Below are 26533 nucleotides of genomic sequence, written 5' to 3' on the forward strand. Positions count from 1 at the left end.
CATATTCACCTAGCCCAGCTGTTCCAACTCACTTTGTGGGCATGCTCACTGCTTTGCAATACGCCGCCTCCCACCGTAGCTGAAACGATCGGCTTTTAGCCATCCATTTTCAAAGCACTTATAAATGCTTCTTGCGGAATGTTAACCGACCCAAACTGCCGCATCTTCTTTTTACCCGCCTTCTGCTTATCGAGCAGTTTGCGTTTCCGAGATGCATCGCCGCCATAACATTTGGCCGTGACGTCTTTGCGCATGGCAGACAAAGTTTCACGCGCGATGACTTTGCCGCCAATCGCCGCTTGGATCGGGATTTTGAACATGTGGCGGGGGATGAGGTCTTTTAGTTTTTCGACCATAGCGCGGCCCCGCATGTCGGCGCGGTCGCGGTGGACCATCGTGGAGAGCGCGTCGACGGGTTCGTCGTTCACAAGGATCGACATTTTCACCAGCGCATCCTCGCGGTAGCCGATCATGGCGTAGTCAAAGCTTGCATAGCCCTTGGTCACCGATTTGAGGCGGTCGTAGAAGTCAAAGACCACTTCGTTCAGGGGCAGATCATAGACCACCATCGCACGCGAGCCGGCGTAGGTGAGGTCGATCTGGATGCCGCGGCGGTCCTGACAGAGCTTGAGCACATCGCCGAGGTATTCGTCGGGCACAAGGATCGTCGCCTTGATGCGCGGCTCTTCGATGTGATCGACAAAGGTGAGGTCGGGCATGTCAGCGGGGTTGTGCAGCTGCTGGGTGGTGCCGTCCTTCATGAAGATGTTGTAGATGACGGAGGGCGCGGTGGTGATCAGGTCGATGTTATATTCACGCTCGATCCGGTCGCGGATGACCTCGAGGTGGAGCAGCCCGAGGAAGCCACAGCGAAAGCCAAAGCCGAGGGCAGCAGAGGTTTCCATCTCAAAGCTAAAGGAGGCATCATTGAGGGCGAGCTTTTCGATGCTCTCGCGTAGGTCTTCGAATTCGGCGGCATCCACGGGGAATAGGCCACAGAAGACGACGGGTTGCGCAGGTTTAAAGCCCGGCAGAGCGACCTCGCAGCCTTTCTTTTCGCTGGTGATCGTGTCGCCAACGCGGGTGTCGCGGACCTGTTTGATTGAGGCGGTCAGGAAGCCGATTTCACCGGGGCCGAGCACGTCAATTTCGGTCATGGCCGGGCGGAAAACGCCGATGCGGTCAACATGGTGCACGGCGCCGTTTTGCATAAACCGGATGCGGTCGTTTTTGCGGAGCTGGCCGTCCATGATGCGCACAAGCACAATGACGCCGAGATAGCTGTCGTACCAGCTGTCCACCAGCATCGCTTTGAGAGGTGCATCAAGGGTGCCTGTGGGGGCTGGCAGGTTCTTGACGATGGATTCGAGTGTTTCTTCGATGCCCTGCCCGGTTTTGGCAGACACGCGGATTGCGCCGGATGCGTCGATGCCGATGACGTCTTCGATCTGTTCGGCCACGCGGTCACAATCAGATGCTGGCAAATCAATCTTGTTCAGGACGGGTACGATGTCGTGGTCTGCGTCAATGGCGTGGTACACGTTCGCGAGGGTCTGTGCTTCGACGCCTTGAGTGCTATCAACGACCAGCAACGAGCCTTCAACCGCACGCATGGAGCGGGAGACTTCGTAGGCGAAATCGACGTGACCGGGGGTGTCGATGAGGTTGAGAACGTATTCCTCGCCATCCTTGGCCGTGTAATTGATGCGGACGGTTTGGGCTTTGATGGTGATGCCGCGCTCGCGCTCAATGTCCATGCTGTCGAGCATTTGCTCTTTCATGTCCCGGTCGGCCACAGTGTTCGTCGACTGGATCAACCGGTCGGCAAGCGTGGATTTACCGTGGTCAATGTGAGCCACGATGGAGAAATTACGGATGTGTGAAAGTGCTGTCATATATGAGGATATGGTGCGGTTTTGCGGGGTGGTCAAGGTGGGATGGCCTCTGGCGCAAACCGCTTTGCGATTGGGGCGGAGTTCAGACGATTTTACCCCCTTGAATTGGCCTCAAATCAAACCTCGTAACCTACAAGTTTTGGCAGGTTAATGTCGCTGCCGCTCCAGGCACTGGACCGGGGTGATAGTGATGCTTCAGAGAATGACATCCATCTTAAAGGGTGCTGGCGTGCTCTTTGTCTCTAGGGCAGCAAAATGATTGGGCGCCTTTGGTCTGGAGCCACATTGACTGGATGCCTGAATAAGTGAATCGTCGAAAAATTCCATTTTATCTGATGGTTGTACTGTTTTTGGTTTCACAAAACCGTTCGCCAACTTGTGCTGGTAGACTGATGGTACGGAACGCCTCAACCGCCTGAACTTCCACACGCTCGCATTGAACAGGCTGTACTAGACCGGGACAAACTGTATAAAAACCTTATGATCACCGACCCAGCCGCCGCCTTTTCGCGTCGCAAAAATGTGAATGAATATACCGCTCACGCACTCACATTGATCATTTGACCATTCGCACCAAGGTTGTAAATTGAACTTGAGATCGCTTGTGTCAAACACCAAACCAGAGCCGCGTCGTTGAACGGCGCTGAACATATAAAGGAATGCAAAATGTCATTGCCAACCCGAGTTGCACAGATTGCCCTTCCCGCCCTGATTGCCACGCCGGGTGTTTTATTCGCTCAGAATGTGGAATCCAGTTGGGATTTCTATGGACATCTAAACCTAGGGATCATCAGCGTTGATGATGGGTTCGATACCGAGACCGGGTTAACCGATAATGACAATTCCAACTCGCGTGCTGGAGTGATGTTCAAACAAGGGCTGCAGAACGGAGCGGAGTTTCGGTTTAATTTCGAAACAGGGCTGGGTTTGACCGGGTCCAGCTCAATTAGTCTTGATGATAATAGTTTTGACGTGGATTACAGCCGGACTGAGCTGCGAAAAGTCGAAATTGTCTACGCCTCTCCAACGCTGGGTACGTTTTGGTTTGGTCAAGGTAGCACCGCGTCGGATGGCGCAGCTGAGTCGGACCTTTCTGGGACGTCATTGATTGCCTATTCCAGCCCGCAGGATCTGTCCGGTAGCCAGGAATTCCGGCTCGCGAGTGGTGCAGGCTCTGGCGTTCGGGGCGGCGATGTTTTCAACTCCTTCGACGGCGCACGGCGTTTCCGCATCCGTTATGACACACCAAAGTATAATGGGTTTGTCGCTTCAATCTCTGCAGGTACAGAAGTGTTGGCTAGCGGCAACGACGATGAATACTACGATATCGGTGTGACCTACGGCCGCGACTATGGCGATTTTAATGTCGCCGGAGGATTGGCGTATTCGATCCGCGATTCAGCAGAAGAGCTGCTTGTCGGCTCTGCGGCGGTGCTTCACACGCCCACTGGCGTGAGTTTCGCGTTGTCTGGTGGCAGCGAGCAACAGGGCGACGCAAGTTATTTTTATGCCAAAGCAGGACTGCAGCGCGATTGGTTCGCGATTGGCAGGACCGCGCTATCGCTGGATTATTATGGCGGTGACGACTTTGAGATAACCGGGTCTTCGTCAAGTTCGATCGGGTTGGCTGTGGTGCAGAAGCTGGATGCATATAACGTCGAACTCTACGCGACTTACCGCACCTATGAGTTTGAGAGCGCCGGAAGCGACTATGAAGATCTGGACGTAACCTTCGTCGGCGCCCGCTGGAAGTTCTGAGTCTGATTTTCCTTACGATGCCGCGCCCGCAACCATGCGGGTGCGGCATTTGACCGTCATGCGGCTGCCCCAAACGTGAATTGCTCCCCTGCCCGCTTTGATGCATAGTCGCGTTAAAGCAGAGCGGGCTGTCGCAAGGTGAAAACACCGCGGGTCGTGAGATAGGGCAATAGTATGAAAAATCTGGTTTTGGCGATTGTGGCGCTTGGGTTTCTGGCCGCTTGCGGCGGGTCGCGCGGGTATAATCCGGGTGGCAGTCGCGGTGGTGGCGAAGTGCTGTATGCGACCGGGCCGGTTCAAAAGGCGTGCCAATCCCAGGGTCGCAAGAAAGCGAGCCGCGCGCGGTGTGGCTGTATTCAAGCGGTGGCTGACCGGTCGCTTTCAGGCGGAGATCAGCGACGAGGCGCCAAGTTTTTCAAGGAGCCCGAAAAGGCTCAAGAGGTTCGCCAGTCTGACCGGGACGGCGACGAGCGGTTTTGGCGCGAATGGAAAGAGTTTGGATCCAAAGCGGCTACGCTTTGTGCCTCGAGCTGAATTTAACGCCTAGAATGGGTGATCTGGTTCCCCAAAACGCCCCGTGAGACGCGAAATTATCTGATCACGGGCGGCGCGGAATTGTACGAGCTTGGCCTCGCGGCTTTCACCGATGCCGGTGGGATCAAGGATCGGCCAGTATTCAACCGTAAGGTGGAAAAAGCGGGTTAGTTCCAAGGCGCGGCGTTGGCTGGCCGGGCTAAGTGCGACAACTAGATCAAATGAGCTAAGATCGTCACCCCATTGCTGCATTTCGTCAAAGCTGCGCGACCGGTGGCGCGACAGCTCTACACCCAGTTCCTGACAGACCGCGATCGAAAAGCCGTCAATCTCAAGATCATTCTTCACGCCAACCGACTGAACATAGATGTCGGTGCCGTAGAGTTTTTTCATCATCCCTTCAGCCATGGGTGACCGAACGGCATTATGATCGCAGCAAAACAGGACCGATTGAGGCAAGCCTTCTTGGGGCGGGTCTTTTTGAGGCAGGTCTTCAGCCAATTCTATCCCCCGAAGTGCAATACGCAGATGAGCGTAAACAACCTGCGGGCGGTGTCAGTGTCAATCTCTGCCTTGCCTTCAAGCCGTTCTTGTAACACCCGGCTTCCTTCATTGTGGATGCCACGACGCGCCATATCGATGGTCTCAATCTGTGCCGGGGGCAGTTTTTTCACCGCGTCGAAGTAGCTTTCGCAAATCTGGAAGTAGTCCTTGACCACTTGCCGAAACGGGCCTAGCGACAGGTGAAATTCTGCTGCTTTTTCAGATGCTTCCGTATTCACATCAAAGACCAGCCGCTTGTCGCGGATCGACAAACCTAAGTGGTAAGGGCCTTGCGGCGGCGCGCGATCATCGCGTTTTGGAAGGGCAAAAGAGTTGTCTTCTAGCAGGTCGAACATCGCGACTTTGCGCTCTTGCTCAATCTCCGCTGTGGGCGGGGGCAAGTTGGCGTCATCGAGGACGATATGGGTGATGCGAGACATGTGAGCTGTCCCCTTACTTGGACTGTGTGAATGCCTGCTTAACCGAGCAGCACGTTTCAGGCAATCAGCGCTGAGAATTGAACTGAAGAGTGATGCTGCGCTGCAGCGATGTCAAGATCGGTTTAGCTTTGACAGACGTGCCGTCACCGAGAGGCCGTGCGCCTCAAGGCTTTCCGATTGCGCAAGCGTTTCGGCGGCAGGGCCGATGGCGCGCAAAGCTTCTGGGGTCATTTTTGCCAATGTCGTGCGCTTCATGAAATCGAGCACTGACAGCCCTGAAGAAAAGCGTGCCGAACGTGCGGTGGGCAACACGTGATTGGGGCCGCCTACGTAATCGCCGATGGCTTCTGGTGTCCATTGGCCAAGGAAAATAGCGCCGGCATGGGTGATCTGAGCGCTGAGTGCGTCAGGATCATCCACACATAGCTCAAGGTGTTCTGGTGCGATGCGGTTGCTCAGTTGGGCTGCAGCGGCAAGGTCCGGCACCGTGATGATCGCACCGTTGTCGCGCCAGCTTGCGCCGGCGATGGCGCGCCGTGCAAGGGTTTCGAGACGCTTGTCGACGGCCTTTGCCACAGCGCGCCCAAACGCCGCGTCCGTGGTAATCAGGATGGATTGCGCGCTTTCATCATGTTCAGCTTGGCTGAGCAGATCGAGGGCGATCCAATCGGGATCGTTGTCAGCGTCGGCAATGACGAGGATTTCTGAGGGTCCCGCGATCATGTCGATGCCGACCTTGCCAAAAACACGACGTTTCGCAGCGGCGACATATGCGTTGCCGGGGCCAGTGATCTTGTCGACGGCAGCGATGCTCTGAGTACCGTAGGCAAGTGCCGCAACGGCCTGCGCCCCGCCAATGCGGTAGATCTCATCGACACCCGCCAAACGCGCAGCGGCCAGCACCAGCGGATTGAGAATACCGTCGGGTGTCGGTACAACCATGGCAAGGCGCGGCACGCCTGCGACTTTGGCAGGAACCGCGTTCATCAGGACCGATGATGGATAGCTGGCAAGCCCCCCCGGCACATAAAGGCCCGCGGCGGAGACAGGCGTCCAGCGCCAACCCAAAGTAGCACCGGTATCATCGGTCCAGCTTTCGTCTACGGGCAACTGGCGTGCGTGGTAGGCAGCAATACGGTCAGCGGCGAGGTTCAGCGCATCAAGTTCAGCCTGTGGGGCTTCGGCCAGGGCCGCGTCGATTTCGGCTTCGGTAATGCGCAGGGTATCCGGGGTCAGGGTGAGCCGGTCAAATTTTGCGGTCAGGTCGATCACGGCAGCGTCGCCGCGGCTGCACACATCGGAAATGATGTCTGCGACGACGACATCAACATCGGGGCTGTCTTCGCGCTTAGCGTTCAGGAGCGTGGTAAAGGCGGCCTCAAAATCCGAGGCAGTGCTGTCGAGCGTGACGGGCATCATGTGCTCCAAAATGTTGAGTGCCTTTGGCGCAGGTGGTTGAGGCCAAAAAGCAGGTGATGAGCCGAGCACTAGCGGCTGGGCCGCCAAGGCTCAAGGGTTTAGGGGCGCGGCAGATTTCGCAGCATCAACAGATCATGTTCAGGACCGTCTTTGCCGATGAGGGCGTTGGGGATGCGGCCGATCTGGATAAAGCCGTGGCGTAAGTATAGGGCAATGGCGCGCGGGTTGTCTTCGTTCACGGCGAGTTCAAGCTGCCAAATGCCCAAGGACGGCGCGAGGGCGACAAGCGCCTCCATCAATGTGGCGGCGGCACCGCTGCCTTGGGCGTCGGGGATGATATAAAAGGGCCCGATTTCTGCGCGGTGGGATGCGCGGCCCGGATAGAGGTTCAGCCCCGCGAGGCCGATCGGCGTGGTATCCTGAAAGGCCAAAACCCGATCCCCTCTGGCGAGGTTTTCAGCGTCTTGGGCAACCGGGGTTGCATCATGTTCTTCCAATGATGGGATGAAGACACTGGGATAGCGCACGATGCCGTCGCGGCGCAGGGCGCGCCATAAGGTGGTGTCATCTGGCGTGGCGAGGCGTGTGTGCAACATCAAATTAGTCTTTGTGCTGTGGTAGCTTTTTGGAGGGCGCGGCGTAGGGCTTGGTCACATCTTTGACCGTGATATCCAGCGCTTCGACCTCAAGGCGGATCGCGCCATCGCCCGCAAGGGTCAGCGTCACAAAACCGGAAGGTGCTTCGGTTTCTTCAAAGCTGATTTGCAGCAGCGAAAGAATGGTGTCGGCGTCGCCCTTTGGCACGCCCTGAGACGCAACAGATTGCACAGTGTTGAACATCAAAACCGATTGCACCCGTTCAGGAGCGTGGCGCGTAAGGCCTTTGTCTTCCCAACGGACGCGGTTGACCAGCAATGCAAAGCGCGAGCCCGCACGGTGCCAGCGCATCTCAGAGGCTGGAAAAACCGCGTCTTGTGTCAGAGACGAGATCACCGTCAGATCGCCGACATCAAGCGCACCTAGATTTAGGGGGGCTTCGCGGCCGTCTTCAAAACTTGCGTCTTGGCTCATGATTCTTTGATCCGTTCAATATTTGCGCCTACGCCGCGCAGTTTTGCCACAACATGTTCATACCCGCGATCCAGATGGTAGACGCGCGAAACCTTGGTTTCACCCTCTGCTGCGAGCCCCGCAAGGATCAACGAGACAGAGGCGCGCAGGTCCGTCGCCATAACGGGCGCACCCTTGAGCTTTTCCACACCAGTCACTGTGGCTTGGCCGCCCTGGACATCAATCTTGGCTCCCATGCGGATCAATTCGGGTGCGTGCATGAACCTGTTTTCAAATATCTTTTCTTCGAGAACGGATGTGCCGTCAGCGGTGCATAACAGCGCCATCATCTGGGCCTGCAAATCAGTGGGAAAGCCGGGAAACGGTTCGGTTGTGACATCCACGGCCGAGACGCGGCCATTGCGGCGTTTCACCTTGAGGCCGCGGGCGGTTTCGGTGACTTCGATGCCTGCTGCGTCCAGTTTTTCGCAAAAAGCGCCAACAAGTTCGAGCTTGCCGCCCAGTAATTCGACTTCGCCACCGCAAATCGCAGGAGCCAGCATATACGTACCAAGTTCAATCCGGTCGGCAACAACAGGGTGCGTGGCACCGTGTAGCCTGTCGACGCCCTCGATCGCGATGGTAGAGGTGCCGTCGCCGTCGATATGGGCACCCATCGCGCGCAGGCAACGGGCCAGATCAATAATCTCAGGCTCACGCGCGGCGTTGTTGATGACCGTGGTGCCTTTGGCCAGCGTAGCAGCTAGCATGATGTTTTCAGTTGCCCCGACACTGGCGAAGGGAAAATCAATGACGGCCCCCTTGAGCCGGCCGCCTTGTGCTTTTGCGTGCAGGTAGCCGTCGCGCAGATCAATTTCGGCTCCCATCTGAGTGAGGCCATCGGTGTGGATATCCATGGGACGTGCACCGATCGCGCAGCCCCCGGGCAGCGACACTTCTGCATGGCCTTCGCGCGCCAAAAGCGGGCCAAGCACCAGATTAGAGGCGCGCATTTTGCGCACAATATCATAATCCGCATGGGTGTTGATGTCGCCGTGGCATGACATCGCCAGCACATGGCCGTCCTGAAGCGAGGTGATTTCGGCACCCAAAGACTGCAGCAGTTCCGTCATGGTGCGGATATCGCTGAGGCGTGGCGCGTTGGTAAGTGTCAACGGCTCTTCGCTGAGTAATGTTGCGGGCATAAGAGGAAGGCAGGCGTTCTTTGCCCCCGCGATCGGAATTTGCCCGTTCAGTTCGCTGCCGCCGCGTACCAGTATTGAATCCATTGCCTTAGCTTTCTTTTTCTGGCGCAGGATGCGCCGTGCCTGTCGTGCCCTTGTCCCCTGCCCGCGCGCGTGCTTGCGCCTTGCGCCGCGCCATGTTCGACTTCAACGCCGACTTCATACGCTCTTCGCGGGTTTGCGCCTTTTTGGGCGCGGGTTTGTGGGGCTTACTGTCTGCCATGTGGCTTGTCTATCGCAGGGCTGCGGCAGGGTCCAGAATTGGGTTGCGTCAATATGCGAATGCGTCTAATCACCCGCCAAAGTGCTGTGGTAGCTCAGTGGTAGAGCACACCCCTGGTAATGGGTAGGTCCATTCTAGATTGGTGTGTTAAAGCTGTGAGTTACCAAGTAGAGAAAGAAACTAGTAGGGTATTAGTAGGGCATATGTTCTAGAGCCCTAGATTTTATAGGCTGCTGTAGCTCAGTGGTAGAGCGCGTCATTGGTAATGACGAGGTCGGGAGTTCAATTCTCCCTAGCAGCACCATAAAATCCCCTAGAATAAATAAATTAGATGAAATCGTATATTTGATGGCTGCACATCGTGGTTCACCAGATCGAATGATGTGCTGTTTTCTTTTTTCCAGCAATACATTCTTTTCCCTCCCGCCAAGCTTGAAGATGGGCACGCAGCTCAGCAGCAGTGGGACCTGTGATCAAGCCTACCTGAATACGGTCAACCAGCTAGTGTTCGAGGAAGGCACATCGGCGGCCTCTAAGACAATAGTTGGATTTGGACTCATAAATTGGAAATTGCCAAATATCGGCATTTTTGGACCTAGTGTGGCCCGCAGCGAACAACGGCTCTGAGCCCAAATTGAATTTGCTGCGGTCATGATCAATGTTTGCTTTCTAACACGCCTTTCGACTTTAGCACTCACGCCATTATACTTGACAAAAACGATCAGTTAATATTTTAGAACGTCAGCGACGCGCATCTGCCCGCCGTTTTAATCCTCAAGGAGAGACCCATGAATGTCAGTTCACTGACGCGGGGTCTTTGCTCCGCCACCGCAGCCATCGCATTTAGTTTTGCGTCCGCCACGCTCGCCACCGCAGAGACTATTACCGTTACCGATATCGCCGGCCGTACGGTCGAAGTTGAAAAGAATCCGTCCAAGGTTGTGATTGGCGAAGGTCGTATGATCTATTCCATCGCATTGCTGGACCAAGAAAACCCGTTTGCACGTATTGCCGGCTGGAAGAACGACATGGTTCTGTTTGATCCTGACGCCTACCGAAAATACCAAGCAGTTTTCCCAGAAGCTGCAGACATCCCAAGCTTCGGAAGTCCGTATTCGGATGAATGGAACCTTGAAGCTGTGATCTCGCTCGGTACCGAAGTTGTGCTTATGAACTTGGGTAACCTTCTCAAAGCTCAAGAAAGTGGCATCATCGAAAAGCTTGAAGAAGCTGGTGTCGCAACCATCTTTGTCGATTTCAGGCAGGACCCAACGCAAAACACGGTACCAAGTATTCAACTGCTCGGGCGCATTTTTGACAGACGCGATGAAGCAGACGAGTTCTCAGACTACTATCAATCACAAATGAAGCTGATCTATGCGCGGGTTGAACAAATACCCATCGAAGACAGACCGGTTGTCTTCATCGAACGTGCAGCGGGATATAATCCAGCAAAATGCTGTAACACCTTTGGTGCCGCCAATATGGGCCGTCTTGTTGACTTGGCCGGTGGCCGAAATTGGGGGTCGCAAAAGACACCTGGTTTCACGGCCGCGGTTAGTCTTGAGGCCATATTTTCCGATGATCCTGAAGTGATTATTGGTACGGGCGCTAACTGGGCAGAAGCAAATCCAGATACTGCGGCGGTACTTTTTGGTTATGAAGCCAGTGATGCCGCGGTTCAGGAACGTCTTGCTGCACTTGCAGACCGTGATGGTTGGCCAGAGCTGTCGGCCGTCAAGAATGGCCGTTTCCACTCGGTCTATCACCAGTTCTACAACAGTCCATATCACTTCGTTGCAATGCAGGCCTTTGCCAAGTGGATACATCCAGATCTGTTCGAGGACTTAGACCCAGATGCAACGATGACGGAACTTCACGATAAGTTCCTTCCCATCGATTATTCGGGCGTTTTCTGGGGCACTCTAGAAAACGACGGCTAATTTCCTACTCCTCATCATCCGTGCCCTGATCGAAGTTTACCTTCCTTCTTGGCGCGGATGCACGTGGCTTAGGAGGCCGAATTCATGACAACTGATGTTGATCCTGCCGAAATGCGGCAAGCGTATTCTGCGCAAAATACACGCCGCTTCGCGATGATCGCGCTTGTAACCGCGCTTTTGGTCATAAGCTTCTTTGTAGACGTTGCTACTGGACCCGGAGGATACCCGTTGTCTACGGTATTTGAGGTTTTCGCCGACCCTATGTCACATGGCGTGCGCCTGAAGGTCATTGTTTGGGATTATCGTTTGCCCATTGCTGTCACGGCGGTTCTTGTCGGAGCGCTCTTGGCCGTTGCGGGTGCGCAGATGCAAACAATCCTGAACAACCCTTTAGCTGAACCATTCACCTTGGGTGTGTCGGCAGCGGCAAGCTTTGGGGCGTCTCTCGCCATTGTGCTTGGGTTTAGCGTCATTCCGGCGGTTGGGCCACTTCTGGTCACGATGAATGCATTTGTTTTTGCATTGATGACCTGTGGGTTCATCTTGTTTGCGACCCGCCTTAAAGGGGTGGGATCAGAAACGATGATCCTGTTCGGTATCGCGATATTCTTTACCTTCACGGCGCTTCTCTCGTTGATGCAATACATGGCGTCAGAGGATCAAATCGCCCGCATTGTTTTCTGGATGATGGGTTCACTAAGCCGAGCTAGCTGGGAAAAAATCTCACTGGGCACGTTGCTGCTCTGCGTGGCAATCCCGTTCAGTCTGTATCGAACGTGGCCAATGACAGCACTTCGCATGGGCGAGGCAACTGCGGAAAGTATGGGCGTCGATGTTGGCCGACTGCGCGTTGAAATGCTGATATGCGTCTCACTGCTGGCTGCAACGGCGGTATCATTTGTCGGAACGGTCGGTTTTATCGGCCTGGTTGGACCACATATTGCCCGCCTCTTAGTCGGTGAAGATCAGAGGTTTTTCGTACCTCTGTCCGCGCTTGTTGGTGCGCTTGTATTGTCACTGACTTCGTTGATTTCGAAGTCCATCACCCCCGGCATCATTTATCCGATCGGCATTATCACCGCACTGATTGGCGTGCCGGTGTTTGTTTCGATCATCCTTAGTACGCGGCGGGAGAAGTTGTCATGACCCTTAGCATTGCAAACCTTACCTCCGGATATAGCGGTCGCGCCGTTCTCGAAGACATCAATATTCCCGCAATTAAAGGCGGTTCATTTGTTGGGCTGATCGGGCCAAACGCATCCGGAAAATCAACGTTATTCAAATCCCTAGCGGGCCTTATCAAACCGATGGCAGGTGCAATCCAAATTGACGGCGAAGACATCACAAACCTCAAACGTAAGGATCGGGCAAAACGAGTCGCCTACATGCCGCAGGCGTTTGGCTGCAATGCGTTGTTAACCGTGTTTGAAAGCGTGTTGCTTGCATTGAAGCAGACAAGCGGTTGGCGCGTAAACTCCGATAATTTGGACCGCGTCTCGGACACATTGAATGCGTTGGGATTGGCGCATCTTTCTAGTCGCGGAATTGCAGACCTCAGTGGTGGGCAGGCGCAGATGGTTGCCGTGGCACAAACACTGGTGCGTGCGCCAGAAGTCATCTTGTTGGATGAACCAACAAGTGCGCTCGACCTTCACCATCAGCTGTCCATCATGACTTCTATCCGAACCGAAGTTGGTAAACGTAGGCCCGTTGTTATGGCTGCGCTGCATGACCTGAACCTCGCGGCAAAGTTCTGCGATAGGTTGGTTCTATTACGCGACGGCAAAGTTCTGGCGGACGGTTTGCCGGCAGACATTTTATCCCTCTCAGTCATCGGAGAGACATACCGAGTAGAAACGGACTTGGAACAAACGCAGCGCGGCGCACTCTACGTCGATGCGAGATTGCCAGCGTGATGGAGAGCAATGGACAGAACTTCGATCTCAAAGAAGAGATACGCACCTATTGGTCCGCCCGCGCAGCAACCTTTGATGAAAGTGCGTCTCACAAAATTGAAGACCAGTTTGGTAAACCCAATTGGCAAATGTTCCTTCGGCAAGCCATGGGACTTGGTCCCGACGAAGATATGGAGGGATTACATGTCCTTGATTTGGCCTGTGGCACGGGTGAAATAAGCCGAATGCTCTGTAGTCTCGGTGCGGAGGTGACAGGCCTAGATTTCTCTGAGACGATGCACACTATCGCCAAGGCTAAACTCGAGGGTCAATCGTGGAGGCCACTTTTGTGCGATGCCGAAAACTTGGCGACCGTCGCAGACAACAGTTTCGATTTTGCGACGACACGACATCTAGCTTGGACTTTGACCGATCCCTTGGCGGCCTACGCTGAGTGGCTCCGTGTCTTGAAGCCAGGGGGACGGTTGCTTGTCAACGACGGGGATTGGACGCGACCTTTTTCGCGAAGCTATCGCCTAAAACGGTGGCTTGCGCATCTGCTTGCACCAGAAACACCGCGCTCAGTTGAAGAGCGTGCATGCGATGCTTCCATTCGAGGAAGGCTTCCGTACTCTGGGGGCCTGACTGCACAAAGGCTGCGAGAGGAAATAACGTCTCAAGGTCTGAGCTATAGCAGCGCCTTAAACGTGGCTCCGTTATACCATCAAGGTATGCAAGCTTTGCCCATCGTTAAACGCCTTCGGCAGTCATCGGAAAACCGCTATGCGCTTGTGTTTGAAAAGATTGGAAATACTTGAAACGATCATTTATTTGGGCTCGGCGAGAGCGCACTTTGCCCACATAGCAGACATTTCTGTGCCGTATAGCGAACGGCAGCTTTGAGCCCAAACCGCTCGAACTGAAATCGCATCTATCACTGATACAGAATACCCGTCGCCCTGATTGATCCCGTTACTACGCTGCATTGCAGCTACAGAAGCCGCAATTCGGTGTTACTTCAGCGAAGTCTGCTGGGACTATGCCCGAGTTACGAGGCGGAGCCGCCGTTCACTCGTAACGAGTAATCATTTCAAAGAACATCGTGACCATTCGCGACAAGTGTGATGATATCGCTAAATGGATATTTTAGAACGTTTTATTACACTTTGGGTGGTTATCGATCCGATTGGCACAATACCCGTGTTCATTGCGGTTACTGCAGGGATGGCAACGGCAGCGCGTCGTTCCACAGCTCTACTTGCTACCATCGTTAGTGCAGCCGTCCTTTTGTTCTTTCTCGTTTTCGGACAGCTGTTAATCGATGCCTTGGGTATAAGTCTTTTGTCTTTTCAAGTTGCCGGCGGAATCATCCTCTTCATGTTTGCGCTGACAATGATTTTTGGGGACTCAAAGCAGGAATCGGACAAGCGCTCGGTCGAACAAGATGCCGATCTGCCCGACGACAGTCGACCTTCACCAGCGATCTTCCCACTTGCGGTTCCATCCCTCGCATCACCCGGAGCTATGCTCGCGATCGTGCTTCTGACGGACAACAACCATTTTGCGGTAACTGATCAGATAGTCACAGCTGCAGTTATGATGGCCGTCCTCGCGGTCGCGTATCTATTCATGCTACTTGCAGAACCAATTATTCGACTGATCGGGAATTCGGGTGCAGCGATTGTGAGCCGGGTTATGGGAATGATACTGGCCTCAGTCGCCGCAGATGCGGTTCTATCGGCGTTTGTCGAAATCATGTCGACAGGCTCGCTTTAGCTTTCGTCACAATCCGGGCAATCAACATCGAAGGTCCATTTAGGCGGAGCTGTTTAGCTCAATTGTTCCACCGCGGATCGCTTGGTGATCGCCCAGGTATATGAACACCTAGCCGAACCTTTATAGCATTGGCATTGGCCCCAGCCAAATGCTTCTGAACGCGAAAGACCGCCCCCTATCATGACGATCTTTGAAATCTTCCTACTTGTCGGAGCCGGGTTTGCCGCGGGTCTTCTCAACGCCGTAGCCGGGGGTGGAACGTTCCTGAGCTTGCCTGCGTTGATATATCTGGGCGTCCCCCCGATCAGCGCCAACGCCACGGCAACGCTGATAGCCTTGCCAGGATATATCAGCAGTGCTTGGGGCTTTCGGCACGACATGCAGCGCGAGGGCGTGTTGTCGCTTTGGGTTATTGTCGGTGTCGGGTTTGTTGGTTCTGTCTTGGGGGCGCTTTTGCTGATCATCACCCCCGCCGATACATTTCTGTGGGTTGTGCCTTGGCTGTTGTTGCTTGCGACGGTGATGTTCGCCTTCGGACCGGCCTTATTGCGCATGATTCAGAAACGCGGCGTGAACAGCGCCGGAGTTGCCGTCTCGATGGCAGCGATCCTCGCGGTGTCAATCTATGGCGGCTATTTCAACGGGGGGCTTGGTATCATGCTGCTCGCAACATTTGGATTCATCGGGTACGTCAATTTACATGGGATGAACGGCCTCAAGAACGTATTGTCGGCCGTCGTCTCGTTGGTATCGGCAACCACTTTCATTGCTGCTGGATTGATCGTGTGGAAACCTGCGCTCGTGATGGCCATCAGCGCAACTGTTGGCGGCTATCTGGGCGCGAGAATGAGCCGCCGCATCGTTAGGACCGACCTTTTGCGTCACTTCGTGACCGTCATCGGCGTCACCATGGCGGCAGTGTTCTTTCTGCGCTGAACAGACGAAGCGGACCTTGAGACAAGGTGCGCGCTGTGCCCAAAGCGACCGATGCTGCGCGATGTAAAATTGACGGCTTGGGACAAGGACGCGGCCACTGATAAAAGGCAATATCGTTGGCGTGCAGTTTAAGGTGTCCGTTATCCCCTATCTTACAGAGGGTAAAATCTGGCTCTGATATCATTCCAGCAGCGCGCAGCCTATTTTCCAGAACCTGATCTTTTGCGAACAGCCTTTTCAGGCTCACGCATATTCCAACGGAAGGCGATGTCGACTGAATTTTTCATTCGGGGCTCTGCAATATTTCGAATGCAGTTTGTCCAACGTTTTCCCGGGTTGCATATGCTCAGTCAATAACGGGATCCCACTTCATAACATTGGTAACTTGGTGTTGGTCAGTCATCATTTTTTTGAACAGGTGCGCTCTGGCATAACCCGCAGCCAGCGCTCAAGATCCGCCGTTCTTGAGCCAATTTGCGCAGGTCTCTCCAAGTTCTGTAACAGCAACCTGCTCATACCGGTCACTCACTGATTGTGGGAGCTCGTCCTTCCAACGGCCATTATTACCCTTGTGGATGAAAGTCTTTGCGCCGCCTTCCCAAAATGCACCACCAAGCGGCACCGTTTGGGCTGCATTTGCTTTCATGTAATCGAATGAGCAATGCTCAAGCACGCGGTCCATGACGGCCTGCTCGGCAGGTACGTCAATGAATTCGGCGATGCGGCGAATTTGGCCTTCCATGTCCGACTTAAGGTCCGCGAAATGCACCAACATCACGTTTGGAAGGTTGCGAATGGCCCACCAAGAACGGACGTTCTCCCAAAAGGGCCAGAAGGGTGTTCCATCATTGTCTAACCAGTTTTCAAAGTAATCTTGGGTGGTTCCAATTGGTGGCGTGATCGGAGGCCCGACACGACCAGGCGTGTTATTGAGCGCGTCATACCATGCATCATTGGCGCAAGCATGGTGGTTGTGCATAGACCAAGCAATGTCGCGACCATCGCGTGCAACATAAATGTATTTTGCTTTTTCAGAAAAGACGAGCGCATCGACTGGAAGATGCGTCTTTAGAAAGCGTCGATGCGTCTGGGCCTCAATCATCGGCAGTTTCACCTCTTTGGGCGGTATGCGCAGATCAACCCAATGGCTCATCTCTGACACAGGCAGGTTTTCCTCACCTTCGAAGATCAGTTGGCTGACGATTTGTTGCATCCACGTCGTCCCAGATTTTCCATACGTCCCGATAATAATGTCATCGTCGCGAAAATGAATGTCGTCCCAGACCGTGCTGTCGATATGATGATTGTGTATGTCGCGGGTTTTTGTAGGCAAGTTAGGCATTGTGAAATTCCTTCATACTCCAAATATCTTGCCCAAAAGCTATATGCAGCCACCCATTGCACAAATACACAATAGTGGCCTGCGGCTCTGCAATAGTGCACAATGCCCCTAAGCTTGGGGGAATAATGTTCAATTGGAACGACGTTCGAGTGTTTCTGGCTGTTGCTGAAGAGGGGTCGACGCTCGCTGCTGCCAGTATCATCGGCATGAACCATACCACTGTTGCGCGCCGCATAGACGCATTAGAATACGCTCTCAATCTTGCGCTTTTTGAGCGCACGAACCGTGGGTACAGCTTGACGGCCCAAGGGTTGGTTTTATTTGACGCCGCGAAAACAATGCGTGTTTCAGCGGCATCCGTCCAAACTGCTGCTGACCAGTTGGCTCGCGATGATGAAGGTGTGATCCGGTTTGCGGGAAATGCTGAGGCGATGCAGAGATTTGGCGTCGAAATGGCCTCAAAATTCAGAGAAACTAACCCCGATATTTCGTTCGAACTGTTGATTGATGTGGCGTGGGACAAAAGCCAATCGCCACTAGAAGTGGGCAAAGCCGATTTGGCGCTTCGACCATTGGATGAGCTTACCGGAGATACACTAATAGCTAAAAAATTGGCTCGGATTCCGCTCGGGATTTATTGCAATACGGCATATTATCGAAAGTACGGTGCGCCACGATCCTTAGAGGAGACGAAAGGCCGGAAGTTCGTGATCTATTCCGACGAAGTCGCCCGTGGCATGAAAGCGGTGAACTGGCTCAACCAGCAACTCGACCCAAAAGATATTCTCTATCAGGTAAATGCTGTTACCAGCATGGTCGCAACCCTCCAATCCGTTGCAGGATTAGGTTTGTTGCCCTGTGTTACAGGTGACGCAACCCCAGACTTAGTCCGTTGTTTTCACCATGAGGAGCTCCATCATACGCTCTGGTTGGTCGCCTCGAAGGAAAGCTACCTGCGCCCCGCCGTGCGCAAGTTTATGGCCTTTGCAGGGGAATATTTTAGGTCGGGTATTCAAGTCGAGACTTAGTGGCGCGTGTGCCCGGCGTGAGCGGTCAACAACGGTTTCATAAGTGAGGCTAACGGCACAAACGGCCATTGAAATACAATAGACGAAAGGTTGCTTTGCCCACATAGCTGTCTTTGGTGCATGCCGCAGCGAAGGGCCGCTCTGAGCCCAGCTTCCAGTTTTGCCGCACCGCAGCCAACGTCCGCTTCTGTCAGGCCCAGTTCGCGTTCAGCACTTGGTTTGCGTTTGGAATTGGTTTGACCGAAATTGGGAGTTGCTGACTTGATCTATGGCTCGGGCACATTTACCCAATGGGCGCATGGGGCTGGAATTTTCCAACGTGCCTCTGCACTAACGCAGCTTGAGTAGCTCTAATCTTAGAAAGATGCGCCGTGGACCATGCTGAGCTGACCAAGGCATTTGGTGCCTTTTTTGCAATCATGAACCCCTTCGTGAATTTGCCGATTTTTCTGGCATTGACCGCTGGATTCACAGTAGTGCAGCAACGCAGTCTGGCTGTTAAGATCACGTTGTTTTCCGCCATCATGTGCGGGATCATTCTGTTTGCGGGACAGCAAATCATCGGCTTTTTCGGCATTTCTATTGATGAATTTCGGATCGCTGGCGGTATCGTGCTCGCTCATATCGCGTGGTCGATGCTGAACGGGCAAGAGATCACATCACACCACGGTACAGATGGCGAAAAGGCGCATATGGCGGACTTGTCCGGGCTCGCCTTTTATCCAATTACATTTCCCATGATCGTCGGCCCCGGGACAATTGCGACACTGATCATTTATGCGGGACATGCAAAAGGGATTGAGGGGTACATTTCCATTGGTGGTGTGGTTGCGGCCATCCTCGCTATTCTATTTGTCGTGCTGTTCTTTGCATCCTTCTTTGGGAAGGTTCTAAGCGACACAATGCGGGTTATCATGACACGGTTGATGGGCATGATCTTGCTTGCGATTGCAGTTGAAATGGTTGTGGCGGGTATCAAAGCTGTGCTGCCCGGCCTCGCCTAAGGAGCTTACGATGAAGATATTTAACCCTGACAATCATACGCGAACTGAACAGCACAAGAAAATATACGCTTATTGCGAACTAGCCTACACCATTGTGGATGTCTCAGCGGCGGTCCTGTTTGTGATAGGAAGCATCCTGTTTTTTAGCGAGACCACGACATATATAGCGACATGGCTATTTGTGGTTGGATCAGTCCTTTTTGGGCTGCGTCCAACAATCAAGCTTTACCGAGAAGTCGCATACCTTCGTGTAGGTGATTACGACGAGATAACTGGCGGTTAAGGCCGGATTGTAATCCCCTTCCAGGGAGTTGCCGCACCAAATTTCGTGTAAGAAGGCGCGGACCTGAGTACCGATAGGTGGACCAAAACCGAGTAACCGCCATTGGGGCAAATGCAGCGAATGACCGCTCTTGGTCGGTTTTTAGGTCCTGACCCTAGTTTGAAGGTTTCAATGCACCTATCGGCTATAAGAGCACTGGTTAGTGCGGGAACAGCATGGGAATCTCTCCGTGATGGAAATCACCCGGCAGATGCACTCAAGAACAATCGGCATATCTTGGCGTTCCCACAGAAAATAGGAGAACCAGGCAACACCTGATTGCCTGAATTAGCCCTGCCCGAGGCTATATGTATATATGGCCAGTTTTTTCTCAGGCGACATTTCCCATTCGGATTTTTCCCGTCGCGATTTTCAGGACGGTATCCCACCTCACGGACAGCCAGCGCCGGCGCATTGATGGGCGTTTCCAGATGGTTCTGACGTCAACCGCAGCCTTGATCCGTTAGTGACCGATGCTGGTCCAAGACCGAATGGCCGACGGTAGCCTCTCAACTGATCCCCGATAGGTTCATTACCTGTAATCTTTCGTAGCGGCGTGCTGTTTCTTCCACCCTATTCGCAAAATGCTGCGTGTCAGCGCCCATTTGTGCTTCGACCTGCAATCCTATGACGTCCGTTTGGTATTGACTGGCCAAAGCCTTGGGCTCGCTATTTGACTGCAATTCACCAAGTTGCCTGGCCTTTTCAAACCCCTGCACCATGTTCTCAACCATTCGCTTACGGTAATCACGGGCAATCCCAGCGATTTCGGCTGTGTCGTCGGTCGCATTGATGACAGCTTTGATCAGCATGCATGGTCTACGAAGTATGTCATCAGCCTGCGATATCCGGCGGATCATTGCGACGAGTCCTGCCAAGGGGGATTGGGCTTCAAGGACATCTTTCTCGAAGGCGTTCTGACTGTTTTGGAAATATTGCTCCAAAGCCAAAGCGTAGAGATTCTCTTTGCTTTTGAAAGCCGCATAGATGCTCCCCGACCGCATCTTCAACGCATCTTCCAGATCCTTGATCGATGTCGCATGAAATCCCCTCTCCCAGAACAGGAAAAGGGCCGCGTTCAAAGCGGCGGCTCTGTCATATGGCTTGGCGTATTTCATGGTTTCTTGAACTTAGTGGCTGGAAATACGGATGTCTCGTCGAAACCATCACATTTGGTTGATCCACCAAATTTATATTTGAGTGATCAACCAAATTATTCTACCTCTCCCCTACCGGCAACAAGATCACGCCAAAATCAAAGAGAGACCCAATGACAAATGACTCCCCCAAACCCGCCTCACTTTTCTCTGACATTCTGCAATCGTTCATCTCGCTTCCCAAATGGGTGAAATTCTGGCTGATGTTCATTCTCGGCCCCGTCAACATGGCTTCTATATTCTTCCTCGGAGAACCTGGCAGCGGGTTTGTTGTGTTTCTTGTAGTTGCTGGCATGTTGCTCAGCCTGGCTCCCGTCCCCTTCGAGCGCGGCCTGTCAAAAGCAACTGCAATTGGTCACGTCGTGCCTTGGACCCTGCTGGTTGCATACATCCTGTTTGCACGCCCCGAGGGCAGCGGAAGTTATCAGACCTACCTAACGGTTCTGGCTGTCGTAAACGCAATCTCACTCGCCTTTGATTATGTAGATTCGCTAAAATGGCTCAAAGGAGATCGCGCGGTTGCCCGTCCGAAAGGGTGACATTTCACACCCCTCCCAACATAGACTATTCCCGCATCTTAGACCTCTTGGATGCGGGAATTGATTTGGCAAAGCAGCGGACATTCAAGACAGCTCGGTCTATTTCCACTTTGTCCCGCTTAGCAGACCTTGATGCCGAGAGCAGCCTATGCGTGGTCTACCCAGTCCAGAGTAAACCACAGCTACGCTCACCTCTTGGCTGATTTTGAAACCTGTATTTTGACGCGAAATTACAGAGTCGCAACCACTCTCCCTAAAAGTGTTCGATCAATTCTTCGCTCCCGCTGAGTTTGAAACAATCCTCGATTTGAGCCCTAAATGTGCAGAAAACACAGAAAATGACACAATTCAGTCGCGAAATCGGCCGATCCGTCGTTGAAAAAGAAGCTGTTAATACGAGTTTACCGAGAAAGTAGTTTCGCGATGGAAGTCCAGAAAATGCAAGCAGCGTTCAGTAGCTTTTCGTTAGGCCGAGCTCAGCCATGGGTCGTTCCAGATATTGCGGACGCGTTCCGGCTTGATCCCTCAGAAGCATTATTCAGCAAAATCGCAATTGCAGATGTTTGGGTCACATTGGGATCGATGCATGGCAATGTTCTGCAGCAGTCGGCAGAGTTTGAGGTAGGCGATGAATACCGTGTTATCGGGCTACAAAACCGGCTTGCCGCCAATAGCAATGCACCTGATCACCGCGGCGAGCGTATCTCGCCTGTTCAAGCTGCCTATCTGAAGCGCCTTGCTCGCTCTTGTCCTGTTGAAAAGCTAACGTTCATGAGCCCGTGCGGCGAGACGGTTACCCTGCTGTCGGTCACACCAGAACGCGGCACACATCGGCCAGCCTATATACTAGCGCCACATAGTTTTTCTCAGGCTTTGACCTATAGTTTGATCGATAAACGCCCCGTCTAACGCGCCGAGATATCTAGAGGCCGGCAATTGAACTGAGAGCTAGGCATCAAATATCTGGCGAGACGGCTGCGCAGGTTCGCGAAAATTAGGATTATGATGTCTCTCAAGAAAACTGTTTTCAACATTCAGAGTCTAGAGCACATTGTCTCCTGGTAGTGGCACCGCAGAAAACTGTGCATAAAACATATGTAGCTCATTTGCGGTATTCTCAAGTCGCTCGACCACCTTCGCGACAACGCATTTTCAAAACCATTCGCAACCCGAATTCCCACCGTTTCCAAGCTCACCAAGCGAGGTATTTTCAATTCTTGGAGCACCCCATTGCTTCGACCGCAAACGAATGCTGGGAATAGAATTTGGAAATCGACTTGATGCCGCAAGCAATTCATTGTCAACTTAAGGTCAATGGTGTCGCGCTTAAGGGACGTCAGACAAAGCTTAGCGAGATCTGGTTTGGGCCAACCACTATCCAAGAGAACCCTTATTAAATTGGCGAATAAGATCAGGGCCGGCGATCGGGTCGATGTGGATCTTGTTGAGCCATTTCTGAGCCATAAGTTTCCCGAAGCGTCCAGCTTTAGTCAGTTTATGCTGAGGGTGGCAGGATGGCTAACTTTGTTCTTTGCCTCTGTATTGGTGATTTTTCCTGAGGTAGGCGAATATTTGATTGGAGTTCTTCCGAGTTTCCTTCTCCTGTCTGAACGTGCGGCCAAAGCATTGGATTATGTTTGGGGACTTGTTGGTAAACCAGTCGGCAAACAGCATCTGATGTACCATATGCCCAACATCATTATTTATGCTTTTGGAGTGGCCGGTGTTCGGCAATTGTGGCGACGGATCAACAGGGATAACTGGCGCGATCATGTCGAAGACGCCCAGGAAAAGCTAACTAAAGCGATTGCTGCGGGAACCGGGCGGTTCGCTTTTCCAGATGGTTTTTCATTAATGTTTACGGGCGAAGGCGACCAAGTCGCAAAGAACCTCATTATGGACGACCACACCATTGGGCCCACATTGTCTTCCAAGCGGCCGCTCCACACAAATCTATGGGGCAAATTTGACAATGCCGAAGGTGACGAAGGCTTCATTCGCGTCTTGGATCAGTTCAATTCGGAAGATGCGGGCGAATATGTCCTGTTTCCAGTCGTCGACGAGCACCTCTTCCTGCCAGGGTTAGAAGAGTTTGATATTCCTCCTCACCGGGTCGAAATCGCTGTGAGGCGGATCCGTGAGTACGAAAAACAAAAAGGCTGGGCCCCGAAAAAGACTGTGATCGTGGGTGACAAAGAACAGCAAAGCAAATTTATCACAACCTCCAAGGAGGGCGAGGTGCCGTCGCCAAATGACGAAGTCAGCCTGCGAACCATCGCGGCGGAATACGAAAACGTCACCATCGCAGACCCAACCGATATTACCCTATCGAGGATTATCGAGATTGCGGAAGGGAGACAAATTCTCTTCCGCGCGTCAGATCACGGGACCAAAAAATACAGCAATGAATTCTACCATCGACTTTCCTTGCTCGGGTATGAACCAACAAGCGACGACAAACTTGTCATCGGTTATGACATCACCGACTTGGAAACCGAGCATCAAGTTGTCTCGCAGAAACACACCGCGTATCTGCCCGTCATTCTGTCACGCGATGTATTTGACCTACTGTCCAAACACTATTTGCGCGACAACACTTACATCTTTGTACCCGCCTTGGTGAAACAAGAGTTGAAAAGATTGGTCACCGGACCAGACTCCTGAAACGCTCATCCCACCCGTTAAAAAGCACTGCATTAGTCCCAAACGTTAGCCTAAGCTACGCAGCAATTCAGGCGATGGGATGCCTGTTGGCTCAAGACCCACACTGCTTTGATAGTCGCTAATCGCTTTCTGGCTCTTGGGGCCAAGCACGCCGTCAGCGCCATCAGTATCAAACCCTTTGGCCGTCAGACGTTTTTGCAACGCGACCCGGTCATCTTTTGTCAGGCCCGTAGCATCTGGTGGAAAGCTGCCACGCAGAGGTCCGGCACCACCGATACGGTCCGCCAAATGACCCACGCCAATCGCGTAAGCATCCGAATTGTTGTAGCGCTTAATCGCGCGGAAGTTGCTGGTGACAGCAAACTTTGGCCCGCCCGCTTGCGGTTGGATCACCGTACCTGCGGGCGCGCTATTTCCAACTTCACCGCCCCAACGGAGACCACGGGTCCAGCCATTGCGCGCCAAATAAGCCGCTGTTGAAGCCAGAGAGTCTGTGGGGTCATCAGACCAGATATCGCGCCGTCCATCCCCTGTGTAATCGACTGCAAACGCCTGGTAAGATGTGGGAATAAACTGTGTGTGACCCATTGCCCCAGCCCAGCTGCCCGTCAGCTGCGCCGGAGTAGTATCTCCATTTTGCAATATTTTGAGCGCAGCGATCAGCTGTTTTTCAAAAAACGCGCCGCGTCGACCATCGAACGCAAGCGTTGATGTTGCTGACACAACGGGCACATCGCCGCGCCGCTCGCCGAAAAAGCTTTCCAGCCCCCAAATCGCGCAAATGATGGTCGCATCAACACCGTATTTGGCCTCCAGCGCATTCAAGGTGCCACTGTGTCGACCAAAGGCCGCGCGCCCTTTGCTGATGCGCTCATCGGAGGCGGCGATGGAGAGGTAATCTTCAAGGCTGCGTTTGAATTCCGTTTGGTTTCGGTCGCGTTTTACGCAGCCGGGCAGATATCCCGTGCCGCGAAATCCGGATGCCAATGTCGCGTCTGATATACCGCTGCTGCCTGCACGTCCGCGAAAACTGGCAACCCAAGCGTCATAGGCGACGTTTGGTGTAGGTCGAAGATCAGCGGGCAATCCACTGGTACTGCCCGTGGATCGTGGCCCCAAAGTAGAACTGCCGCCGCAAGCGTTCAGTGAAATCGCTGCAATGCCAAGTCCGAAATGTCGACGCGTGATGCTCATTTTGATGCCCGAACCTTTTTTTGATTTTCCGCATCCTACCGCAATGACCGGCACGCGCAAATCAGATCGCACCGGGGCTGCGGGGTTTTGCCGAAACATCGAGCCGCCAATTACTCCGGTATTATGCAAGGCCTGCGCGGTCCGTCGAAGCCTAGCCTTCTTTCAATCCAATGATGGGTTTGAGGCAGCCCTTAAGTAGGAAAGATGTGGTGCCGAAATTTTGTCGAGGCAGTTGACATTGCCCAACCTAGCGAATTCATTATGTAGAAAAATGATTATGCCATATACCTACTTATTACGTGAGAACCGAGATTGAGGTTTGAAAAACCTATGCATTTTCATACCGTCCCCCACGCTGATGAGGTCCAAATGAGCGAACCCATTCTTAAGATCGACGTTGACGGATATGTCGCGACCCTGAAAATGAACCGACCTGCCAAGCGGAATGCCATGTGCGAAGATCTGCTGATCGCGTTAGACAGCTTTTTCTCAAAACCTCCCAAAGACCTGCGCGTTGTGATCCTGACCGGGATCGCAGGCCATTTTTGTTCAGGGCTGGACCTGTCTGAGCATGTGCATCGCTCCGCAGAGGATAATCTTTTCCATTCGCGCCACTGGCATAGCGTTATGGAAAAAATCCAGTTTGGCGGCCTGATCGTGGTCTCCGCGATGTTTGGCGCTGTAATCGGTGGCGGCCTTGAGCTGGCAACGTCGACGCATGTCCGTATCGCTGAACCGTCGACTATTTTTCAACTTCCTGAGGGGCGGCGCGGTATTTTTGTGGGTGGTGGTGCAACGGCGCGAGTTGGTCGATTGATCGGCCCTGACCGCATGACCGAGATGATGCTTACGGGCCGTAAGTACGGGGCGGATGAAGGCGTGGCACTTGGATTGGCGCATTACTCTGTCAAAGAAGGTGAGGCGCTTGAGTTGGCCCGAAGCCTCGCAGGCAAAATTGCCCGAAATGCGCCGATGTCCAACTACCTGATGGTACAGGCGATCGCCCGGATCAACGACATGTCCCAAAGCGATGGCTTGTTTGTGGAATCCTTGGCGACGGCCTTGGCACAGACGACACCCGATGCCGAAGAAGGCCTGAGCGCTTTCCTTGAAAAACGCGCCCCTAAATTCCGGTGATTTGATGAAGCATCCTGCACCAACCCCGCAGCCCGCGACCAGCACCCCACCAGTCAGCGATGAAACCCTGCGAGAGTTTATGGGCTACCATATGAAACGGGCGTTCAATGTGGTGCAGGCGGACCTGAGCCTGACGTTAAAGCCATTCGGCTTGCGTATGCTGACCTACTCCGCCCTTGTTTTGATCGTCGACAATCCGGGCCTCAGCCAATCGCAACTTGCTGCCGCGATGGACGTGGAGCGACCCAACCTTGTGGTCATTATCGACGCGCTTGAACAACGCGCCTTGATCATCCGCGAACGGGTGCCGACAGACCGGCGCGCATATGCGCTGATGGCAACGCTAGCTGGGCGGCAACTTTATGACAAAGCAATTGCCGCAGTTAAGGCACACGAAGAACGCGTCTTTTTGGACATAGACAAAGACACCCGCAAAACGGTGATCGCGGCGATGCAGTTGATCCAAAACAGATCTTTTGGGAGCTAGAGG

At 53.4% G+C, this 26533-nt stretch carries 27 protein-coding genes and 1 tRNA gene; 17 read left to right on the forward strand and 11 right to left on the reverse strand.

What is annotated here, in order from left to right; translation table 11 throughout:
• Positions 1–95: 95 nt before the first annotated feature.
• Positions 96–1895 carry a translation elongation factor 4 gene (lepA, locus tag C1J03_RS19830; RefSeq protein WP_114888154.1) on the reverse strand — a complete coding sequence of 600 codons (1800 nt, stop codon included), beginning with the start codon at positions 1893–1895 and terminating at the stop codon, positions 96–98.
• A gap of 666 nt (positions 1896–2561) precedes the next feature.
• Here lepA and C1J03_RS19840 point away from each other — a divergent pair.
• The gene (locus C1J03_RS19840) at positions 2562–3653 is read left to right on the forward strand and encodes a porin (RefSeq protein ID WP_114888156.1); all 1092 of its coding nucleotides are present in this window, start codon (positions 2562–2564) and stop codon (positions 3651–3653) included.
• 174 nt (positions 3654–3827) lie between these two features.
• Positions 3828–4187, forward strand: a complete 360-nt coding sequence (locus C1J03_RS19845) for a hypothetical protein (protein ID WP_114888157.1) — start codon at positions 3828–3830, stop codon at positions 4185–4187.
• Between the two features lie 9 nt (positions 4188–4196).
• On the opposite strand, the gene C1J03_RS19850 is transcribed toward C1J03_RS19845, so the two are convergent.
• The 7 genes from C1J03_RS19850 to C1J03_RS25585 form a co-directional block, all read right to left on the reverse strand.
• Entirely contained in the window at positions 4197–4595 is a 399-nt protein-coding gene (locus C1J03_RS19850; RefSeq protein ID WP_114889102.1) for an arsenate-mycothiol transferase ArsC, read from the reverse strand.
• A 95-nt stretch (positions 4596–4690) separates the two neighbouring features.
• Positions 4691–5170: a UPF0262 family protein gene (locus C1J03_RS19855; protein WP_114888158.1), complete on the reverse strand. Its 480-nt coding sequence runs from the start codon at positions 5168–5170 to the stop codon at positions 4691–4693.
• Positions 5171–5281: 111 nt separating this feature from the next.
• Positions 5282–6586, reverse strand: coding sequence for a histidinol dehydrogenase (gene hisD / locus C1J03_RS19860; RefSeq protein ID WP_114888159.1), 1305 nt, complete (start codon positions 6584–6586; stop codon positions 5282–5284).
• Between the two features lie 101 nt (positions 6587–6687).
• Positions 6688–7185 carry a GNAT family N-acetyltransferase gene (locus C1J03_RS19865; RefSeq protein WP_114888160.1) on the reverse strand — a complete coding sequence of 166 codons (498 nt, stop codon included), beginning with the start codon at positions 7183–7185 and terminating at the stop codon, positions 6688–6690.
• A gap of 4 nt (positions 7186–7189) precedes the next feature.
• Positions 7190–7660: a DUF2948 family protein gene (locus tag C1J03_RS19870; protein WP_114888161.1), complete on the reverse strand. Its 471-nt coding sequence runs from the start codon at positions 7658–7660 to the stop codon at positions 7190–7192.
• A complete protein-coding gene (murA, locus tag C1J03_RS19875; protein ID WP_114888162.1) occupies positions 7657–8928 on the reverse strand; it encodes a UDP-N-acetylglucosamine 1-carboxyvinyltransferase in 1272 nt (423 codons plus the stop codon). Before murA ends, C1J03_RS19870 begins: the two co-directional genes overlap by 4 nt.
• 4 nt (positions 8929–8932) lie before the next feature.
• A complete protein-coding gene (locus C1J03_RS25585; RefSeq protein WP_174234481.1) occupies positions 8933–9106 on the reverse strand; it encodes a hypothetical protein in 174 nt (57 codons plus the stop codon).
• A gap of 229 nt (positions 9107–9335) precedes the next feature.
• On the opposite strand from C1J03_RS25585, the gene C1J03_RS19880 reads away from it, so the two are divergent.
• The 7 genes from C1J03_RS19880 (at position 9336) to C1J03_RS19910 (ending at position 15656) form a co-directional block, all read left to right on the forward strand.
• Positions 9336–9410, forward strand: a tRNA-Thr gene (locus C1J03_RS19880).
• 484 nt (positions 9411–9894) lie between these two features.
• Positions 9895–11049, forward strand: a complete 1155-nt coding sequence (locus C1J03_RS19885; protein WP_114888163.1) for an ABC transporter substrate-binding protein — start codon at positions 9895–9897, stop codon at positions 11047–11049.
• Positions 11050–11133: 84 nt separating this feature from the next.
• Positions 11134–12195 (forward strand): FecCD family ABC transporter permease, encoded by a 1062-nt coding sequence (locus tag C1J03_RS19890; protein WP_114888164.1) that lies wholly within the window; start codon positions 11134–11136, stop codon positions 12193–12195.
• Positions 12192–12965 (forward strand): ABC transporter ATP-binding protein, encoded by a 774-nt coding sequence (locus C1J03_RS19895; RefSeq protein WP_114888165.1) that lies wholly within the window; start codon positions 12192–12194, stop codon positions 12963–12965. Before C1J03_RS19890 ends, C1J03_RS19895 begins: the two co-directional genes overlap by 4 nt.
• Positions 12965–13762, forward strand: coding sequence for a class I SAM-dependent methyltransferase (locus C1J03_RS19900; protein WP_114888166.1), 798 nt, complete (start codon positions 12965–12967; stop codon positions 13760–13762). The genes C1J03_RS19895 and C1J03_RS19900 overlap by 1 nt, the downstream gene beginning before the upstream one ends.
• 319 nt (positions 13763–14081) lie before the next feature.
• The gene (locus C1J03_RS19905; protein WP_114888167.1) at positions 14082–14720 is read left to right on the forward strand and encodes a MarC family protein; all 639 of its coding nucleotides are present in this window, start codon (positions 14082–14084) and stop codon (positions 14718–14720) included.
• A 180-nt stretch (positions 14721–14900) separates the two neighbouring features.
• Positions 14901–15656, forward strand: coding sequence for a sulfite exporter TauE/SafE family protein (locus tag C1J03_RS19910; RefSeq protein WP_114888168.1), 756 nt, complete (start codon positions 14901–14903; stop codon positions 15654–15656).
• Positions 15657–16104: 448 nt separating this feature from the next.
• Here the strand turns inward: C1J03_RS19910 and C1J03_RS19915 are convergent, their stop codons facing one another.
• A complete protein-coding gene (locus tag C1J03_RS19915; RefSeq protein WP_114888169.1) occupies positions 16105–16998 on the reverse strand; it encodes a sulfotransferase domain-containing protein in 894 nt (297 codons plus the stop codon).
• 125 nt (positions 16999–17123) lie between these two features.
• On the opposite strand from C1J03_RS19915, the gene C1J03_RS19920 reads away from it, so the two are divergent.
• From C1J03_RS19920 to C1J03_RS19930, 3 genes are all read left to right on the forward strand, one after another.
• On the forward strand, positions 17124–18026 hold the full coding sequence (locus C1J03_RS19920) for a LysR family transcriptional regulator (RefSeq protein WP_114888170.1): 903 nt from the start codon (positions 17124–17126) through the stop codon (positions 18024–18026).
• A 371-nt stretch (positions 18027–18397) separates the two neighbouring features.
• The gene (locus C1J03_RS19925) at positions 18398–19030 is read left to right on the forward strand and encodes a MarC family protein (RefSeq protein WP_114888171.1); all 633 of its coding nucleotides are present in this window, start codon (positions 18398–18400) and stop codon (positions 19028–19030) included.
• Between the two features lie 10 nt (positions 19031–19040).
• Positions 19041–19313, forward strand: coding sequence for a YrhK family protein (locus tag C1J03_RS19930; RefSeq protein WP_114888172.1), 273 nt, complete (start codon positions 19041–19043; stop codon positions 19311–19313).
• Positions 19314–19861: 548 nt separating this feature from the next.
• On the opposite strand, the gene C1J03_RS19935 is transcribed toward C1J03_RS19930, so the two are convergent.
• Positions 19862–20470 carry a TetR/AcrR family transcriptional regulator gene (locus C1J03_RS19935; RefSeq protein WP_114888173.1) on the reverse strand — a complete coding sequence of 203 codons (609 nt, stop codon included), beginning with the start codon at positions 20468–20470 and terminating at the stop codon, positions 19862–19864.
• A gap of 152 nt (positions 20471–20622) precedes the next feature.
• Here C1J03_RS19935 and C1J03_RS19940 point away from each other — a divergent pair, with 152 nt between their 5' ends.
• The 3 genes from C1J03_RS19940 to C1J03_RS19950 all read left to right on the forward strand — a co-directional run bounded on the left by C1J03_RS19940 (position 20623) and on the right by C1J03_RS19950 (position 23712).
• The gene (locus C1J03_RS19940; protein WP_114888174.1) at positions 20623–21048 is read left to right on the forward strand and encodes a hypothetical protein; all 426 of its coding nucleotides are present in this window, start codon (positions 20623–20625) and stop codon (positions 21046–21048) included.
• A 423-nt stretch (positions 21049–21471) separates the two neighbouring features.
• Positions 21472–21957 carry a hypothetical protein gene (locus C1J03_RS19945; protein WP_216825874.1) on the forward strand — a complete coding sequence of 162 codons (486 nt, stop codon included), beginning with the start codon at positions 21472–21474 and terminating at the stop codon, positions 21955–21957.
• A gap of 405 nt (positions 21958–22362) precedes the next feature.
• Positions 22363–23712: a hypothetical protein gene (locus C1J03_RS19950; RefSeq protein WP_162798617.1), complete on the forward strand. Its 1350-nt coding sequence runs from the start codon at positions 22363–22365 to the stop codon at positions 23710–23712.
• 45 nt (positions 23713–23757) lie between these two features.
• Here C1J03_RS19950 and C1J03_RS19955 read toward each other — a convergent pair whose 3' ends face one another.
• Positions 23758–24906, reverse strand: coding sequence for a lytic murein transglycosylase (locus tag C1J03_RS19955; protein ID WP_114889103.1), 1149 nt, complete (start codon positions 24904–24906; stop codon positions 23758–23760).
• 369 nt (positions 24907–25275) lie between these two features.
• Here C1J03_RS19955 and C1J03_RS19960 point away from each other — a divergent pair, with 369 nt between their 5' ends.
• Both C1J03_RS19960 and C1J03_RS19965 read left to right on the forward strand, forming a co-directional pair.
• Positions 25276–26043, forward strand: coding sequence for a crotonase/enoyl-CoA hydratase family protein (locus C1J03_RS19960; protein WP_114889104.1), 768 nt, complete (start codon positions 25276–25278; stop codon positions 26041–26043).
• 4 nt (positions 26044–26047) lie between these two features.
• Positions 26048–26530, forward strand: a complete 483-nt coding sequence (locus C1J03_RS19965) for a MarR family winged helix-turn-helix transcriptional regulator (RefSeq protein ID WP_114888177.1) — start codon at positions 26048–26050, stop codon at positions 26528–26530.
• The last annotated feature ends 3 nt before the right edge of the window (positions 26531–26533 follow it).

Source organism: Sulfitobacter sp. SK012 (assembly GCF_003352085.1).
Lineage (GTDB): Bacteria > Pseudomonadota > Alphaproteobacteria > Rhodobacterales > Rhodobacteraceae > Sulfitobacter.